Here is an 18,836-nt window from a genome sequence, read left to right as displayed (position 1 = left end):
AATGAATATATACACTCAAAGAAAATAACACCAAAAACTGTTCTTTTAACAGAGCTTTCAGAAGTAATAAATGGTATAAAGTAATTTAATTAAATGATGGGAAACTTAAGTCCATACTCAATCGGAAATAAAAAAAGAACTTGTAGAAGTCAATACAAGTTCTTTTTTTGATAATGGTAGCTAAAATTAGATTCGGAATGTATCTAATACATTATCTTTTTCTTCTTTATTAATTCCAATGTATCTTAGTGTAATTTGTGGTGTGCTATGATTTAATATTTCTTGTAACATAGCAATATCTTTTGTTTGCTTGTAAAACCAATATCCAAATGTTTTACGCATAGTATGAGTACCTAAGGATTCTACTCCGGCAAAATCTCCGGCTTTTTGTAACTGTCTATAGGCTTGAATTTTACTAATGGGTTTATCCCCTTTTCGAGAAGGAAATAACCAGGGACTTTTTAGACTTTCAGCGTATGGAAGTACTTCCTCAAAAATGGACGTAATATTTATGATACGCTCCTTTTTTGTCTTTCCTTCTTTTACTTTAAATTCTTTTCGTTTTTTTCGCTTCAGTTTTAAAATTTCACTCGTTTCCATTTTAAGTAGATCACTTACACGTAACCCCGTATTAATACCAATTAGAAATAAAATGTAATCACGATCTGAACAATGACGTTTAAGAGACCATTTCATATCTTCGAGCTGTTCTTTGCTTCGAATTGGTTGTACATCGATTAAATGTTGCTTTTTATCCATCTGTTTTTCAATCCCTTTATTTTCAATGATTTGAATGTATACTTTTTTGTCTATTTTTATAATATCAATGAAATTAGATGAAAGTCAATGTTTAAGCGGAAATGAAAGTAAACTTTTTGATAAAAGTTTACATTGGAGTTTTGAATCATTTTATAACTAATTTTGTAATAAATTTCTCAATATAGATATACTTGTTAATTAAGGATATAATATTCAAAATTAACAAAAAATAAATTATAATAAAAATATGATGGTTATCCTTTTGTTTACTCCTTGTGCTGAAGATAAGATCGTGTTCCCGGATCTTATCTTTTTATTTTTGGATTTTAGATAAAAAAAGGAATCCTTAATAGCTTAAGGATTCTGCAACAGGAGATAACAATAGATTTTTTTATTTCTACTAGGGGTACCGCCAGCATTTCGGAAAAAAACCACGCTAAGAGTATGCAAGATTATATACAGTTTTTTGGCTAATCCAGTAACTAACGAGAAACCTAAAACCGCGCCATAATAGGAATGTATAAAAAAATGCATAGGTCCATAGAACGAAAGAAGGAGGTTCCCTTGTGAGAGTAGGGTTCCCCCTTTATCCTTGCTACCGATAATTATACATTATGTTAACTTGACGTGTATATGTTATACATCAAAACTCTTCATCCAGCGTTCCCTCCACATGGTACAATTAGGAAAGGGAGGAGGACTTCAAAATGATTTTAGAAGCAGTCATATTGCAAGTAAAAGACGGTATGGAAACAGAATATGAATCGGTATTTAAGCAAGCATCCTCAATCATCTCTTCCATGCAAGGATACATAAATCATGAATTACAACGCTGTATGGAGCAGAAAGGAAAATATTTGCTCCTTGTGCAATGGGAAACTTTAGAAGACCACACGATAGGATTTCGTCAATCTGAACAATATCAAGAGTGGAAAGCATTATTGCATCACTTTTATGACCCATTTCCAACAGTTGAACACTTTAAGCGTGTAGAGTTATCACGAAACTGAACTTAACCATCTATTAATACTTAAAAAGTAACTTCCAATAACGAAAATTATGTAAATAAGCTGTCCAGATGGACAGCTTATTATATGTTTTTGCTTAGCGTGGTTTTTTTCCGAAATGCTGGCGGTACCCCTACTAGGCGTAATCACAGGGTTGCTGCTCTAGACCGCAAAGTAGATTTTAATACGTGAAATATAGGTGTATTTGGCAATTAAAAAATATTATAAATGGAAGTATATTTTATGAATGTAAAAGAGTCAAAATACGCAAGTGGTGCATAAAAACTTGCATATTTTAGGCTCTTAAATTTTATTCCTAATTGTGTTAAAGCACCTGTTAGTTCTATAAGCAACCTCGATAAGTTAAAAAAACAAACACTTTCTACCTAAGAAAAGGTTTGTTAGATAAGACTAATTATTTTAATTTAAGTATTATTTTTCCTTTTGCTCTTCCCGCCTCTGCATACTCCAATGCTTTTTGGGCATCTTCGAAAATAAAAACTTTATCAAGTGTAGGCTTAATCACTTCTGACTCTAACATTTCTGTTAAAATTTTCAACTGCTCTCCACTATGCTTCATAAAAAGAAACGTATATTGGACATTATGTTTTTTTTCTAGCTTCGTAAGTTTATAACTTGCAATTGAAAATAAGATTTTTTTAAATGAGCTAAATCCGTTTTCTTTAGCAAAGCGACCATTCGGGATTCCAGATATAGAAACAATCTTTCCTCCTTTTTTTAATGTTACAAATGATCTCTCTAACGTCGCCCCCCCAATGGTATCAAGAACTGCGTCGTAGTCACGAATCGAATGTTCGAACTTTTCTGTCTTGTAATTAACAACTTCGTCAGCGCCAAGAGATTTTACTAAATCACTACCATCACTAGCTGTAGTTGCGACAAAAGCACCCATATGTTTTGCAAGTTGGATAGCAAATGTTCCTACTCCTCCTGATCCTGCATGTATTAATATTTTATGTCCTTTTTCAATTCGCAGAATATCATGTAAAGCTTGGTAGGATGTCAATCCGACTAGAGGGATGGAGGCGGCTTCTTCAAAACTTAAATTTTTAGGTTTTAATGCAATATCTTCTTGGTTAACAGAGAGATATTCAGTAAAAGTTCCCATTTTATTTGCTCTAGGTCGACCATATACCTCATCACCGACTTTAAACTTCGTGACACTAGTACCTACTTCAACAATTTTTCCAGAAAAATCGTTTCCTAAAATTAACGGCATCTTGTATTTCAATAATAATTTTAATTCACCTTTTCGAATTTTTGTATCAAGAGGATTTATACTTGCCGCATATATCTCAACTAAGACCTCGTCATTATTTATTTTGGGCATAGGGAAGTCTAAAAAATTTGGTTTTTTACCGTAGTTTTCAATTGCTAAAGCTTTCATTACAATCCTCCACATTTTTATTTAACGCACATGTATCTTTTCATAACGAACCTAAGAAAAAAGATTATGAATATCCCTAGATGGGATATTCATATTAAATAAATTATTTTAAGAAAGGATAATCTGTATAACCTTCTTTTCCTCCTGCATAGAGCGTGTTTTTATCAGGTTCGTTTAGGGGAGCACCTGATTGAATCCGTTCTACAAAGTCTGGATTAGCTAGTACCCAAGTGCCTACTGTGACAACATCTGCAAGATTATTATCTACATCAGACGAAAGTTGATCTAGAGGACGACCTGGACGGTTAACAAGAAGTGATTGATCCCAAAGTTGACGCACATCTTTTAGGAATTGCTCGTTTCCAAAGTGCATTAAATGCAGATATGCAAGGTTAAGCTTATTTAATTCACTTATTAAATAGCGATACATCTCAAGGCTATTTTCCCCCTCATCAATGCCTTGCAGTGTTCCTTGAGGAGAAAAACGGATGCCTGTTCTTTCTGCTCCTATTTCATCAACAACTGCTTTAGCTACTTCAATAGCGAATCGAGAACGACCCTCAATCGTACCACCGTATGCATCTTGACGATGATTGGAGTTTTCACTAAGGAATTGTTGGATCAGATAACCATTCGCTCCGTGAATTTCAACTCCGTCTGCACCAGCTTCAATTGCTGAACGTGCTGCTAAACGAAACTCATTGATAACATCTTTTATCTCAAGCTCACTCAATTCTCTTGGTGTTGGAATTTCTTTCATTCCTTCTGCCGTGAAAATTTCTACACCAGGTGCAATAGCTGACGGTGCAACTGCTTGGCGGTGGTGAGGTGTGTTATCAGGGTGTGATACACGTCCCACATGCATAAGCTGAACAAAAATATGACCGCCTTCACTATGAACTTTAGAAGTTACTTTTTTCCACCCTTTAATATGATTTTCTGTATAAATACCAGGTGTATTAGTGTAACCTTGCCCATCATCTGAAGGTTGGGTTCCTTCGCTTATAATTAAACCGACTGAAGCACGCTGACCATAGTACTCTGCTACTAAATCGCTCGGCGTTCCATCTGGTAAAGCTCTACTTCTAGTCATCGGAGCCATACCTATACGATTTTTTAAGTCAATGTTTCCGATACGAACTTTTTCAAATAATCTGCTCATATGAATACTCCTTTTTAATAAGAATTAGAATCAAGAAATGAATTTACGTGTTCTGCAAATAGTTCTGGAAATTGAAACAGATGCCCGTGACCAGAATCAGGATATATAATCAGCTGTGCTTTGGGTAATTTCTCTGTTAAGATATAACTGTTTTTAGTCGGTACCATCACATCATTAACACCATTAGTAACAAGTACAGGGTGTTTGATGTTTTGTAACCATTCATAATCATGATTAGCTTTTTGTTTAGCCCATTTTGCAATGGCTTGTAATTGTGCCTCTTTTACTTGTTCTGAACTGTTTACTTTTTTCTGATTAAAAATTCTTTGTAGTGAAGCCATTCCTGCAGATTTACTTGTTTCGGTTTGTTCGTAGAAAAAGAACATAAAATCATTTATTCCATCTTCTTCCGTTCCGCCGTGACGATTCATTCTTTCAAAAATCTCTGGATTTGGATTAATACCAGATTCAGGCGAAGTACCTGCCATAATAATTTTTCTTACTAAATCTCCTTCTTGTAAAGCTAGCTCTTGTGCAACCATGCCACCAATGGAAAAACCAAGAATGTCAACTTGTTCTAATCCAAGAGCTTTTATAAATGTTGCTGTATCTTTTGCCATATCAGCAATTGTAGTAGGCGTTAGTCCATCGGTCTCACCAACCCCTTTATTGTCAAATAAGATTACTGGGCGTGTATTTGCAATAGGTTCAAGCATGTTTGGATCCCAGTTTTCCATCGTTCCTCTAAAGTGAACAAGAAATACTACTGGTATACCATCTTGTGTACCAAATTTTCTATATGCGTAACGAGTTCCATCTGCTTCAATAAATTCTGATTCTGTTGGTATTTTAAAGTTTGTCATTTTTGTGTTCCTCCTTAGAAATTAAAAAACGATTTTATAAGTATGCATAGTATGCATTATGATGGTTTGTTTCATATTAATTTTAGAATGAACGTTCTAAAAAAGGTAAAAAAAGAAAGCTAGTCCAACACTGAAAGTGCTAGAGTGATGATGCCTTCTAATTCTTTTTTATTATAATTAGTTTTTATTAGTACTCTTATACCTACCAAATTGTTGTGTAAGAAACGAGATGTGTTATCAGAATCGATTTCTTTTGATAGCTCTCCACTAGTTTGGCCCCGTTTTATAAGGTTATTAAACATATCTTCAGTACGGTTAAACATTTTTGTAACTATGCGTCCAATTTCTTTGTCCAACAAAGATAATTCAATGGCTGCATTTACTGATAGACAACCTTTTGGGTATTGTTCAATGGAATTCAGTGTGAAAATAAAAACATCACGTATCGCCTGTTTAATGGATGAAGTGCTGCTAATTATGCTTTCCATCTCATTGACGATGAGCTCTTCATAGTGATTAAGGGAAGCTAAAAACAATGAACGCTTGTCACCAAATGTGTCATATATACTCCTGCGGTGTATCCCCATATGATCCACCAAATCTTGCATGGATGTTTTTTCATAACCCTGTTCCCAGAAAAGCTCCATTGCTTTTCTTAATACTGCTTTTTCGTCAAACTCTTTACTTCTAGCCATTTTATTTCTCCTTAAAAAAATCCATGAACCAATACTAACAAAAACAAACGTCATAATCCATTATAGAATGAACGTTCTAAAATAAACATATGAATTTCAAACCATGATTAAATAATACCCTTTTTAGAACGATTAGTAAAGAATTATAACTAACCAATAATTCCTAACACATTTGCTACATATCACAATGTTATCCATTAACTTTCACTTAGGGGTACCGCCAAACATTTATTCTATTCGTTTAGTTTCTTCAGGATTGTTTTCTTCCACTGTTTCAATTAATGGATCAAACTCTTCTACAGATGCACTCATACCAAATAAACAAGAAACAGCAATTAGAAAAAACCATCTGAGCCCTTACTCAACCAAACTGCCCCTTTCGTTGCATAAGAACCTGAAAGAAGAAGAGAAAAATTAAGACAAGAAGAATTAAAAGGAAATCCTTCTAGCAGCGTTCACGGTGGAGGTCTTGCTGATTTAGTTGGTAGCTTAGGTTGGAAAGGTACGGGAATTCTTATTCTTGTAATCATAATCGGCTTTATTTTTGTATCACTCTTCTGTTTCTTTATCTTCCCCCATTTGAACACCCCCTAATTAAGCAACCAGTCCTTTTAAATTTTACCACAAACAACCATTATCCTTGTTGAACTATCCTGCCAGTTTGTTCAATAAGAATATCCTTGAAAAACCGTATAAATATTAGTGATTATACGATTTTCCTTTAAGAAATAATTCATAGCTATTAATAAACATACTACCGAAACATACATTAATTAAATGCCAGAAACAATATAGGCCGAATAGGGCTTTTTTTATTGTTTATTTTTACCTAAACTAACGTATAGGTAAGAATAATACAAATATAGGGAGAGACAGACATGAAGAGGAGTTGGACAGAAGACGAGCTGTTTGAACATTTTACCTTAGTTGACGTCGAGCGTAAATTAATCGGTAACAAAACTGGTGCGAGTCGTCTTGGTTTTACCGTATTATTAAAGTATTTTCAACAAGATGCTAGATTCCCGACTAAAAGAAGCGACATACCAAGGACCGTTGTTGAGTATATTGCAAATCAACTCAAGCTATCTCCTGATCGATTTGACGAATATCGTTGGGGATCTGAAGAAAGAAATTACACCTATCATAGAAAACAAATTCGAGACTTCTTTGGTTTTCAGGAACTTACCGGTAAGGATAATGAACGTTTGGAACAATGGTTAGAAGAACAGGTTGCGGGCACACATGATACAGACTATTTAACAAACCAAGCATATAGTCTTTTTCGTAAGTGGAAGGTTGAACCACCTTCTACAGGAAGCTTAAAGCGAATGATTGATTCTGCCATTGATACGTTTGAAAAGCGTTTTTATCAGGAAACCTCTCAGCAATTACCTCCTCAGACATGCACTCGATTAGATGCTTTATTAGAATCCTCGGATAAGGGGAAATACGACGAAGAAGAAGGCAACATTTTAGCTTTTCGACATCTACTTTCTTCTCCCCGTAAACCAAGTGTCAAAACAATGGATATGGAAGTTAAGAAATTATTGGCTATTCGACATCTTCAAATTCCGGATGGTTTATTTCATCATTTGACTCCAAAATTAATAAAGAAATATCAGCTTCGTGCAGCTACTGAGACAGTAACAGAATTGCGTGCACACCCAGCGCTAATTCGTTACACCTTACTTGCTATCTTATTTTGGCAACGTCAAGCTGAGATTATCGATTATTTAGCCGATCTGTTAGATGAAATTATTCTGAAAGTCGGAAATAAAGCAAAGAATTCAACCCGTAATGAAGCTGTGGCAGAGTTAGAAAAAGTACAAGGAAAAAATAAACATATTCTTAACTTATTAAAAGCAACGGTTGACCATCCAGATGGTATCATTCAAGATACTTTATATCCTATTGTAACCCCCTCCACCATTCGGGACATCATTAAAGACATGACGGCAAATAACCGGGAGTACAAAGAAAAAATTTATATAAAGATGCACTCTTCCTACCGGGGGCACTATAGGAGATCTCTCTGTGACATCTTAAAAAACCTTACGTTTAAATCCAATAATCCATCTCACCAACCCATTATTGAAGCTCTTCAACTTATTCAGGAATACAGTGATAGCAGCCTACGCTTTTTTTCGATTGGGGACGAAGTTCCAATTGAAGGAGTCATTCAACCTAAGTGGAAGGATATTATTATTGAAACAGATAGTAAAGGGATAGAAAGGGTTAACAGAATCAATTATGAGATTGCTGTTTTACAATCCCTTCGCACGGGACTTCGATGTAAAGAAATTTGGATTGAGGGCGCTGAACGATATCGAAACCCCGATGAAGATCTACCTCAAGATTTCGAAGAGCATAAAGATGAATATTTCCAAGCGCTAAAAGCTCCACTTGATGTAGAACCTTTTATCTCGGGCATCACACAATTAATGAAAGATAAGCTCCATTTACTGAATCAAGGGTTCGATGATAAAAGCAACGATAAGGTTAGTATTACCAGTAGGAATAATAAGGGATGGATTCGTGTAACCCCACTAGAAAAGCAACCTGAACCTCCACATTTATCTATGATTAAACAGGAGATTAGGAACCGTTGGTCCAATATCAATCTATTAGATTTAATAAAAGAAACCGATTTTCTTACTGGATTTACCAAGCACTTTAAAACTACAGCGGATCGGTCTATTTTGGATCAAGAAACCATTCAACGACGACTTCTTCTATGCTTATTCGGATTGGGAACCAATACAGGTTTAAAAGCTGTTTCTGCTGGAAACAATCTAGATAGTTATCGTGAACTCCAATATATTCGTCATAAATTTATTCATAAAGATTATTTACGAAAAGCCAATGCTGAGGTTGCCAATCATATCATTTCCTATCGCATGAGAGAGGTATGGGGAGAAGCTACTACTGCCTGTGCTTCCGATTCGAAGCATTATAGATCCTGGGATCAAAACCTTCTTACCGAATGGCATCCTCGTTATAAAAGACATGGGGTGATGATTTATTGGCATATAGATCGGAAATCTGCATGTATCTACTCTCAGTTGAAAACCTGCCTCTCCTCTGAGGTTGCAGCTATGATGGAGGGTGTTCTTCGACATTGTACAAACATGGAAATAGACCGAAATTATGTAGACACACATGGACAAAGCGTCGTTGCTTTTGCTTTTTGTCATATACTTGGTTTTAAATTGATGCCCCGTTTCAAAAATATCGGGTCCCAAAAATTGTACCGTCCTGAATCTAGAACGAATGAGGAGTATCCTCACTTACAGCCCGTTTTAAGTCGGCCCATTAATTGGGAGCTCATTCGTCAACAGTATGAGCAAATTATTAAGTTTGCAACAGCTTTACGATTAGGAACAGCATCAGCGGAAGCTATTTTAAAGCGATTTACAAGGGATACAAAACATCCAACTTATCTAGCTTTGTGTGAATTGGGAAAAGCAATCAAAACCATTTTCTTATGTGATTATTTACATTTTGAAGAAGTGCGTAGAGAAATTCATGAAGGATTAAATACTGTTGAGCAATGGAACTCCGTAAACAGCTATATTTTTTATGGAAAAAACAGTGAAATTCGTTTCAATTCTCTAGATGATCAAGAGGTGTCTACATTATCACTTCAATTACTTCAAAACTGCCTAGTCTACATCAATACTTTAATGGTTCAAGAGACTCTTTATCATAACAACCAGTATTGGCTAAAGAGAATGACTCCTGAAGATTTTAGAGGATTAACGCCCTTATTCTATAACCATGTAAATCCTTATGGAACATTTAAATTAAATATGAATAAAAGAATTCCAATCAATCTAAAAGTCTCATAAGTAAGTAGCGTTACCAAAAACCATATTTTTTGTAACAGCCTACTCCGATGGAGTAAGCACCTATTTTTATTAACTTTATAGTTTACCAAAAGTTATTACCAAAAATATTACCAAATACCTTTACAAAAAACAGGCCTTTTGTACAATAAAATCATACTATTGCACAGGAGGCTTTTATGATTATCGGATATGCCCGCGTTTCCACTACTGATCAGAACTTAGACAGACAACTTAGCATGCTGAAGGAATACGGCTGCGAAAAGATAATTGAGGAGAAATTCACTGGTACGGTGAAAGATCGTCAAGGTTTACAGACTTTAATGAATGTAATTCGGGCAAATGATATTGTTGTGGTCGAGAGTATTTCACGTTTAGGTCGTAAAACGATTGACATTCTAAACATCATTCAAGAGTTTGAAGATATAGGAGTACAATTTGTTTCTTTGAAGGAGAATATGGACACACGAACGTCAACAGGAAAGGCTATGTTTCAAATGATGTGCGTTATTGCCGAATTGGAACGGAATCTCATCGCTGAACGGGTAAAAGAGGGATTGGAAGCGAGCAAGAAGCGTGGGAAAAAGCTTGGAAGACCGAAGGTTGACAAAGATAAAATAGCTTTGGCCTTACGAATGTACGACAGCAAAGAATACTCTGTAAAAGAAATTATAGATGGCACTGGTATTTCACAAGGATCTTTATACAGAGCTATTCAGAAACGGACCCTAGAAACAACATAAGGAGCATATCTGCTTTGCTCCTATGTTCCTCTATCATCTCTACACTTATCTGCTACTTTGCGGTCTAGAGCAGCAACCCTGTGATTAGGCCTACTAGGGGTAGCACCAACATTACGCGAATTTCGTACGCTTAGATGTAAAATGACAATAAAGTTATTTAATTTTACAAGTTCAAACTACCATAACCCCGTTCTAAATTTAGGACGGGGTTAAAGGTATAGTTGTTTATTTTTTATTAAGATAATCCTTTACCTTATTCGCTTCTTCATAAGGATATTGATACTCTAGAATATCAGCAACTTCAATAGCTACTTGTTCAAATAAACGAGTCATTTCAAAAAGGGAATTCCATACTTGTTTATACTCTCCATTAGGGTACGTCTTCAATAAACTTTCCCATATGTCCTTATTAACATAGCGCTCTAGGTACTTACTGTTTTTCCCTACACTCAATGAAAAATTGGTTTCTATGCCAACTTTCCACTCAAGCATTGTTAATAGCATTTCTCTTACACTATTTAAGTGTTCATAAGCGTAAAGTATTTCTTCTCTCCATAACCCTTTAGCTACATTAGTCGAAATCCACCAAAATTCATTACAACAATCAGCAAAAAAAACAGCGGATGGTTTTTTAACCCAATATCCTTCATCTGTTGGCTCATCTAGTATAGGCATTTTTTTATCTTTATCTAACAGAATAATTGTTAATCCATCTTCAGAACAATACTCATTTTTTTCCTCAATAGGAATAAGCATTAAATCAATTCTATTCCCATCCTCAAATAACATTAGGTATGTGAATCTTCCATCTAATTCAGGTGGAATTAACTCCATATCCTCGGGTGTTTGCATTATTATTCTTTTCCCAAAAACATCTACCCAATCAGGATTATTTAAAAATGATTGGAAATCTGATACAAGATAAACGATATCGTAATCCCTAAAATTATCTTTTGGTACATTAGAGTTTGCTCTAGAACCATTCATTCCAACAGCTCTTACCCTATCATCTTCATTAGCAACTCTTAATATTAATTCCATCATTTCTTTTTCTGTACGCATTCTTTATTCCTCCTAAAAATGTAAATAATATTAATAAGTTTTTATAAACATTTCTAAAAGGCGGACCTCTAATTAGTATTGTATAACGTTATATAAAGTGCTCCATCATTAACATCCTAAATCCTCCATTTTCTAGATCGAAATTTATTCACTGAATAAATTGTTGTTTTTAATAGAATATCACAACATTTTTTAAATGCCTATTTTAGTTTAAAAGGACTTTATTCACTAGTTGGTTATAGAAACCTTATTGCTATTGAGGTGGACTAACCAGTACCAGATAGTCCACCTAGTCCCTAAAACGTTCGTTTATGGAACTTTATTTATATCTATCTAAACTAATTGAAATACGTTTAAAACCAGTTCCAAAACTCATTACCAAAAATAAAGTATCATACCAAACATTAAATACCGTTTATGGAACCTTCTTAACGTACAGAAAAACTAAGTTTTTTTAATAAAAAATTCCTTATCGTACGAAATTCGCGTTTTGTTGGCGGGACCCCTACTAATAGTTACTCTGCTTAAAATAAGCAATATATAAACACCGACATCCAAAATGAAGGGGTAGTTTTGGAATATATTCAACTTCGTCCCATAAGTATATATTTTTTACGTTTCCGCAAATTGAGCACTCTTCAGGACTCTCTGTTTTTAATATTTCAATTCCATCTCCAGCTTTAACAGATAACAAATTGTTTAACCTTTTTTGATTTGACGCTTTAAACAGTACATAGTGTAAATATAATTCTACCTTATCATTATTGCTCGAATTCATTCTACTAGCATATCCACCATGAGGATTCTTTAGGAAACTTTCTAATGAAGAGCATTTAATTTCTTCTGTAGTTTCAGTTAAAAATCTATTGGGAATTTTACCAATATCCTCTCCTAGTAACTCACCGATAATTAGATGTTTTTTTATTAATTTTTTAAATTCTTCTGTATTATCAAGACCATGAAAAGCTAAGTTGAAAATTTCACTACTTGTATTCAATAACTGATTAGGTTCAACAGTATTCCAATCAATACCTAATCCTCTATTGAACACTTGCTGTTGTTCATATTTAATAACTGCTTTAGCTGCTGCTATCAAATTATTATCTTCGATACACTGGGCAATACGAAATATGAGTTGGTTACGTTCTGTATTTTTCTGTTCCTGGTAGTCATTAACGAGTTTTTCACCATTGGGTGTTAATACATATATAGTCAGATTTTTATGTGCTTGATAAATATCCTCTTTTGAAAGGTTTTGTAAAAGAGTTTCAATAATTTCGGATTTTTTTAATTTAGAATATCCCTTTATTCCATTCTTTTTTGCTAATTCTTTTAATGTTTTTACAGTATTGGTCTCAAGCAATTGAATCTCATTAGGTTTTGTTAACAGTTTCATATGTAATAATTCAGATATTGTGGCATCTATCTTCCCTATATATTCGCACCAATAGTTTGGTACTTTAGTATAATCTTTTTTATTTATATATTTTAAGAATTCTAGATGTGCATTATCTAATTTATTATTTGAATACTGAATAATTTTTTGATGCTCATTTGATTTATTCCTCGTCGATTTACTGCTATGGAATATTTCTAATAATTTTTTGAGCATGAAACCTATCTCTCCTTGTATCAATAATTTAACACTTGTTTTGCTTCTTCCTGGTCTAGATCAGGAAGAAGCAATCCAGGATTGAAATATCCCAATTCGTACACCCTTTTGATTAATGCAATAATGAATTCTCTTTCTTTTCTCTCATATACACTGCAAATTGCATCATTTCTTCTTGGGTAAATTGTCTTCCTTCAGTTGCCCCTTGTTTAGCCGTCCCAATATATTCTAAATCATCCCATTTAGAAAACGGTTCTTCTCCTTTAAAGACCATTTCACTATATCTTTTCCATTCCCCGTCAACGTTTACTACATTATATCTTCCTTCATTAGCTAAGAAACTCATTGCAAACATTTTATCAGAGTAATAGAAATCACATTCCCTATGCGGATCGAGTAATTCTTCCCAACTAATATTAGCCTTTAAATCTTCTTCTGGAATTTCACGTTTCTCTGTTTCAATAAGTTCATAAGATGAAATTGGTAAATCGTCTAATTCATCATCATATATTTCTTTCATGATCCAACAGTCTTTACTTGCGTCTTCTGCATAATATTGATACCAGTTATTGTCATGCGTTTTAAATACATAAATAAATCCATTTGTAACTGTCTTACGATAAGTTTCAACGATATAACTGCGATCAAAATTCCCCGTTTGGTCATATAGTGTATCATCATCATGATAAGTTTCAGTTTCAATAATGAGTTTCTTTTTCTCGCCCTTAATTATATATTCATAGCCGTCGACTACTGGAAAGTCTTCTGGATAATCATTCATACACTTTTTCTCTATTAAGCAATCTTTTACTTTGCTTATGGCTGCTTCAGGGATTTCTTCTAACTTTACGAATTCTTCAAATTCATTATTAATATCTATTCCATAAGGTTCTAATATTTGATGCAATTGTCTAGCAACCCTTGTTTCTTCATAAATCATATATTCATACTCTTTAGGATTGAATTCTGTTACTAAAACATATGTATCCAAAGGGTTTATCGTATATGTATTTACCCATTTATTAGGCTGATTGAAAACTCCGTGTGGGATTAAATATCCCCATAGCACCACATACTTCTGAAATTTCTCTTCTGGTACCACAAAATACGATGAACCTTCGTTTGTTTCTCTTTCTAGTACACGTTTTCCACTGAACAATTTACGCATATACTTCCCCCCATGATTAGTACAAAATAATAAAATATAAGGCTCATACTAAGTGTAATACTATCATATTTAAATTGAAATACGACTCTAGGTACATATTTCGCAAGAAATCTATCCAATATAAAAATAATATCGCCATTTCACATAAGATAGTATCCAAAATAGACGAGACTGAATCCATTAAGCGGCTTAATTAAGCACAAAATTAAATGTAGACTATTGATTATGTTGTTTGTTTTTTATTAAATATTACGGTACGTGAAATTTTATATATCTCTTATTAAAAAGCCCCCATAGATCTTACACCTATGAGAGCTACCTAAGGGTATTTAGACTTTCGACTCCATTCTATTGTAACAGGCTTTCACCGTACATGAGAAACATAATGAACCAAAAACAGACAATCATAATAAGAAACTCTTTAACCCTTTGCTGAAAGGAAATACAACCTTCTTCCATTCTACATGCCCCTTTTCTCTACATCTTTTTATATGTTAAAATAAGAGGGAAAGAAATGTGCCAATTTCTTTCCCAGATGGTCACTCATGACTCTGCTCTTTGTTTGCTTTTTGCAAATGAAGAGCTTTTATTTTGCATACTTATACTTGCTTTCTAACATCGCATAACGCAATAACTTTAACTTTGTTTCTTTTTTCAATGCTTTCCATTCCGATACAGCAATCTTCATTTTCCATTCCTCCAATAATTACATTTGTTATTTATATAACTTATAAGTTCCAGTTGTAAATCTTTCTAATTTGTTTATCGCTAAATCCTTCATGGACAGCGAAGATTTCTGGAAAATCCGAGAGACACAAATCAATAATTGTATTATCAGTTGTTCTTATATAGTAATATTGAACAGCTCCCTGATAATCTGAATATAAATAGTACTTACGAATCTTATAATTTAATCCATTTTTCTCTAATAGGGGTACAGCCGAGATACGTGTAAAAATAGGTCATAGACTTACTTTTATTCCCAATTAGTTTTGGAATCGGATTTTTTCTTTTTTGGCTTTGTTAAATTATATTGTTGATAATTGAGATATAAAAATGACTTATCAATAGATAAGTCATTTTTTAATTGCCAGTTCGGCTATTTATTATTCTCAGGGACCTTTTGGCTTCATTTCTTATAATCGGCTGATCATCATTTTTTTCGATGTCCAAAAGAGTGTGAATAACATTGATATCGTTAAAACTTTCAAAAGCTCTAACCAATTTCCATCGAGTAATATCATCTTTGAAATTGGCCTTTAAACATAGTAAAAGTGCATCGATAATTTGATGGTTTGAATGTAGTTTTTGGTAAAAACACATAAAGCCTATTGCATCAATGACTTCTCTAATTGCAAGAATATTATCTGTTTTTAGTACATCCAATAAAATTGGTAGAATCTCTTTTTTCATATGAGCTAGAGTTCTAGCGATAATATCCCTCGGCAAAGGATAACTTTTCTTATTGAAACCATTAGTAGGTAATACTTTATGTTGATTATTGCCTATCTGCCCTAAATATTCGACCATCATCTTAGCAGACTGAACATTACCTTTTGAAAGTGCGTCACATAATTCAATTTTTGTATAAAGTTTGTTTTCTTGTGTAAGAGTTTGAAGAAACAAACGAATCAAATTATCATTTAAATCCTTTTTCTCTGATAGTAATTTTATAGCGATAGTTCTTTTATATGCTTCTTTTGATTTAATCATTTCTAATAATTCAAGATTTGAGTGAGTATTATAATGTTGTAAATCTTCAAGTGTAATTTTCCCGCGGCTTTTTAATTGAGAATCCGAACTTTTCATTTATACCTCCATATAACTGTCTGAATTAGATATGGCGTTCTTTATTCTATATACAGTTTGCCTAGTTATACCGTTTTCTTTTGCAATATGAGAAATGGCTTCGCCATCATTTAACATTTCAACTACTCGATTGTATACTAATCTTTTTTGAGGGTCCTTTGCTGTTGGAGAATAGATAGTAGGTCTTCCTTTATAGACACCTTTCTGTTTGGCTATCGAAATTCCTTGTGCCTGTCTCCTTTTCGTTTCTGTTCGTTCCTGTTCCGCAATCATAGCCAAGATTTGAATAATTAAATCCTTGATGAATTTATCTAACAAAGAATTTCCAATTGCTTCTGCCATAATAGGTAGGCTAGTAATAATTAACTTTACTTCCTTTCTCTTTAGATAATTAACAGTCTCAATAATTTCATCATAATTACGTCCGAGTCTGTCGATAGCTTCTACCATAAATGTATCTCCACTTCGAACAAATTGTAGCGCCTCTTGAAATGCCTCTCTATTATGAACAGATGCACCAGATTTTTGTTCCGTAAATATTTTTTTCGCTCCAAATTCTTTTAATGTTTGTATTTGTCTATTTAAATTTTGATCTAAAGTTGAAACTCTAGCATAAGCAATTTTCATTTTTAAAAATCCACCTCATTTTCTAACCTATTATCATACACCCTAATCATACAATCGAAAGCGAGTGTTTTCAATAACCGACCGATGGATGATTAGGGTCTACCCATAATAGACAAAGCCGGACTCTTTATCGTAAGATGAAAGAGTCCGCAACCACCTTTGGTGTAATTCTAACTAGGAGGAATGAGATTGACTTCAGTTGAACGTACAGCATATCCCAGGTTTAAACAAAACTTAACTAAGAAAGAACTTGCAGCAATTTATACGATTACACATGAAGAAAATATATTTGCACATCGTGTAGCACGTGGAGAGAGTTCAGTTTTTATTTGTTTAGTCATGTTAAAGTCTTTTCAACGATTAGGCTACTTTCCACGTCCTAAGGATATTCCACCGATGGTGCTTCAACATATTCGATCATGTCTTAATATATCTGATGAAATAGAACTTAAATTCAATCCAAAAGTGATGTATCGACATCAAAAAGAAATTCGTCAATATTTACAGGTATATGCATTTGGAAAAGATGCTTTGCATGTAGCTACAAAGGCTATCTATCATGCTTCTCATGTGATGGATCATCCTCCGGATTTAATTAATGTTGCAATTGAAGAATTAATTAAAGAACGCTATGAATTGCCAGCATTCAGTACTTTAGATAGACTTTCTCGTCGTGTACGAACACTGGTTAACAACCAATTGTGTCACACAGTTATGACTCGGTTGTCAAAACAAGAAAAACATAAACTTGAAGAATTACTTTATACTTCGCAAGAAACCAAGCATTCTGGTTTTAATTATTTTAAAGAACTTCCTAAAAGCCCCTCAATTTCTCATATGAAAGAGCTACAAAATAAATTAGATTTTATTACATCATTTATGTCGAACATCGAGGAACTATTAAAAGAGATTCCAAATTCTAAAATTAAACACTTTGCATCAGAAGCACTAGCTTTAGATGCATCGGAAATAAAAGACTTTCATATGGCTAAAAGGTATATGTTGTTATTGTCTGTTATTTATCGTTCACAAATTGTAACAAGAGATAATTTAATAGATATGTTTTTAAAAAGGATTGCTAGGATACATAAAAGAGGAAAAGAAGAATTAGCTCTTTTACGAGAACAGCAACGTTCTATAAGTGAAAACCTTATTTCTATATTGAGTGAAGTTTTACATACAACTCATACGCATGATGATACGAACATGATAGGAAGTAAAATAACGGAGTTATTTGAAGAAAAAGGCGGTATCGATTCTTTGCAACAAGATTGCTTAGCCATTTCGGCGTATAACAGGAATAATTATCTTCCTTTATTAGAAAAGTTCTATAACAGTCACAGAAAGACTCTATTTCGATTGATTTCATTATTAGAATTGGATTCAACGACTCAGGATGATTCTCTTATAAAAGCTTTACAATTTTTGTTGCTAAATGAAAATCGGAGAGTAGAACAGCTTCCTACTAATCTTGATTTATCATTCGCAAACGAGCAATGGAGACAAACTCTTCGAGTTGGAAAAGACTCTAATTTATTGTATCGTAAACGTCTGGAACTTTGTATATTTTCCTATTTGGCTTCCGAATTAAAGACAGGTGACGTAAGTGTACAAGGTTCTGAAAAATACGCTGATTATAGGAAACAGTTATTACCTTGGGAAGAATGCGAACCGATAGTTAAGGAGTATTGCGAAGAACTTAATTTCCCTTCATCTCCTACTAATTTTGTTAAACAACTAAAACACAAATTAACTTCTGTTGCCAATACGGTAGATTTAAATTATCCAAATAACGGACAAGTGATTATAACAGAAGATGGCGAACCTATTTTAAAACGATTAGCACGAAGAAATGTATCTACAAGTAGTAAATTATTAGAAAAAGAAATTATACAACGTTTACCAGAGCGAACCGTATTAGATATACTTTGTAATGTAGAACATTGGACTCATTGGACAAGACATTTTGGTCCTTTATCCGGATCTGATCCTAAATTAGAAAATCCTACGGAACGTTATATTGTTACTACATTCGGATATGGATGTAATTTAGGACCAACGCAAACAGCCAAACAT

At 33.6% G+C, this 18,836-nt stretch carries 15 protein-coding genes and 1 pseudogene; 5 read left to right on the top strand and 11 right to left on the bottom strand.

Features of this window, described 5'->3' with window-relative positions:
* Positions 1–186: 186 nt before the first annotated feature.
* Complete coding sequence (locus tag ACO6VI_RS30595; protein ID WP_069356851.1) at positions 187–759, bottom strand: tyrosine-type recombinase/integrase; 573 nt, start codon at positions 757–759, stop codon at positions 187–189.
* 707 nt (positions 760–1,466) lie between these two features.
* On the opposite strand from ACO6VI_RS30595, the gene ACO6VI_RS30590 reads away from it, so the two are divergent.
* Positions 1,467–1,769: an antibiotic biosynthesis monooxygenase family protein gene (locus ACO6VI_RS30590; RefSeq protein WP_097982030.1), complete on the top strand. Its 303-nt coding sequence runs from the start codon at positions 1,467–1,469 to the stop codon at positions 1,767–1,769.
* Between the two features lie 412 nt (positions 1,770–2,181).
* On the opposite strand, the gene ACO6VI_RS30585 is transcribed toward ACO6VI_RS30590, so the two are convergent.
* The 4 genes from ACO6VI_RS30585 to ACO6VI_RS30570 form a co-directional block, all read right to left on the bottom strand.
* A complete protein-coding gene (locus ACO6VI_RS30585; RefSeq protein ID WP_377881868.1) occupies positions 2,182–3,174 on the bottom strand; it encodes an NADP-dependent oxidoreductase in 993 nt (330 codons plus the stop codon).
* A gap of 103 nt (positions 3,175–3,277) precedes the next feature.
* The gene (locus ACO6VI_RS30580; protein WP_028401896.1) at positions 3,278–4,336 is read right to left on the bottom strand and encodes an alkene reductase; all 1,059 of its coding nucleotides are present in this window, start codon (positions 4,334–4,336) and stop codon (positions 3,278–3,280) included.
* A gap of 14 nt (positions 4,337–4,350) precedes the next feature.
* Positions 4,351–5,199, bottom strand: coding sequence for an alpha/beta fold hydrolase (locus tag ACO6VI_RS30575; RefSeq protein ID WP_377881867.1), 849 nt, complete (start codon positions 5,197–5,199; stop codon positions 4,351–4,353).
* Between the two features lie 119 nt (positions 5,200–5,318).
* Positions 5,319–5,894, bottom strand: coding sequence for a TetR/AcrR family transcriptional regulator (locus tag ACO6VI_RS30570; RefSeq protein ID WP_028401894.1), 576 nt, complete (start codon positions 5,892–5,894; stop codon positions 5,319–5,321).
* 393 nt (positions 5,895–6,287) lie between these two features.
* Between ACO6VI_RS30570 and ACO6VI_RS30565 the strand changes: the two are divergent.
* From ACO6VI_RS30565 to ACO6VI_RS30555, 3 genes and pseudogenes are all read left to right on the top strand, one after another.
* Positions 6,288–6,488 (top strand): annotated as a pseudogene (locus ACO6VI_RS30565) (DUF6366 family protein); the annotation flags it as partial.
* A 284-nt stretch (positions 6,489–6,772) separates the two neighbouring features.
* A complete protein-coding gene (locus tag ACO6VI_RS30560) occupies positions 6,773–9,742 on the top strand; it encodes a Tn3 family transposase (RefSeq protein ID WP_422424952.1) in 2,970 nt (989 codons plus the stop codon).
* A 176-nt stretch (positions 9,743–9,918) separates the two neighbouring features.
* Positions 9,919–10,482, top strand: coding sequence for a recombinase family protein (locus ACO6VI_RS30555; RefSeq protein ID WP_377881865.1), 564 nt, complete (start codon positions 9,919–9,921; stop codon positions 10,480–10,482).
* A gap of 225 nt (positions 10,483–10,707) precedes the next feature.
* Here ACO6VI_RS30555 and ACO6VI_RS30550 read toward each other — a convergent pair whose 3' ends face one another.
* From ACO6VI_RS30550 to ACO6VI_RS30525, 6 genes are all read right to left on the bottom strand, one after another.
* Complete coding sequence (locus ACO6VI_RS30550) at positions 10,708–11,544, bottom strand: aminoglycoside 6-adenylyltransferase (RefSeq protein ID WP_422424951.1); 837 nt, start codon at positions 11,542–11,544, stop codon at positions 10,708–10,710.
* A gap of 508 nt (positions 11,545–12,052) precedes the next feature.
* Positions 12,053–13,156 carry a Rho termination factor N-terminal domain-containing protein gene (locus tag ACO6VI_RS30545; protein WP_422424949.1) on the bottom strand — a complete coding sequence of 368 codons (1,104 nt, stop codon included), beginning with the start codon at positions 13,154–13,156 and terminating at the stop codon, positions 12,053–12,055.
* 112 nt (positions 13,157–13,268) lie between these two features.
* Positions 13,269–14,324: a hypothetical protein gene (locus ACO6VI_RS30540; RefSeq protein ID WP_422424947.1), complete on the bottom strand. Its 1,056-nt coding sequence runs from the start codon at positions 14,322–14,324 to the stop codon at positions 13,269–13,271.
* A gap of 728 nt (positions 14,325–15,052) precedes the next feature.
* On the bottom strand, positions 15,053–15,283 hold the full coding sequence (locus ACO6VI_RS30535; protein WP_422424954.1) for a hypothetical protein: 231 nt from the start codon (positions 15,281–15,283) through the stop codon (positions 15,053–15,055).
* A 124-nt stretch (positions 15,284–15,407) separates the two neighbouring features.
* Positions 15,408–16,133, bottom strand: a complete 726-nt coding sequence (locus ACO6VI_RS30530) for a HEAT repeat domain-containing protein (RefSeq protein ID WP_098214526.1) — start codon at positions 16,131–16,133, stop codon at positions 15,408–15,410.
* Positions 16,134–16,760 carry a recombinase family protein gene (locus tag ACO6VI_RS30525; RefSeq protein WP_098386518.1) on the bottom strand — a complete coding sequence of 209 codons (627 nt, stop codon included), beginning with the start codon at positions 16,758–16,760 and terminating at the stop codon, positions 16,134–16,136.
* A gap of 189 nt (positions 16,761–16,949) precedes the next feature.
* Here ACO6VI_RS30525 and ACO6VI_RS30520 point away from each other — a divergent pair.
* Positions 16,950–18,836, top strand: a 1,887-nt coding sequence (locus ACO6VI_RS30520; RefSeq protein WP_422424832.1) for a DUF4158 domain-containing protein, incomplete at its 3' end; no start/stop codon positions are given.

It is taken from the genome of Bacillus sp. PSXD-155, from assembly GCF_049310765.1.
Classification (GTDB): domain Bacteria; phylum Bacillota; class Bacilli; order Bacillales; family Bacillaceae_G; genus Bacillus_A; species Bacillus_A cereus.
This window is presented reverse-complemented; position numbering and strand designations above follow the sequence as displayed.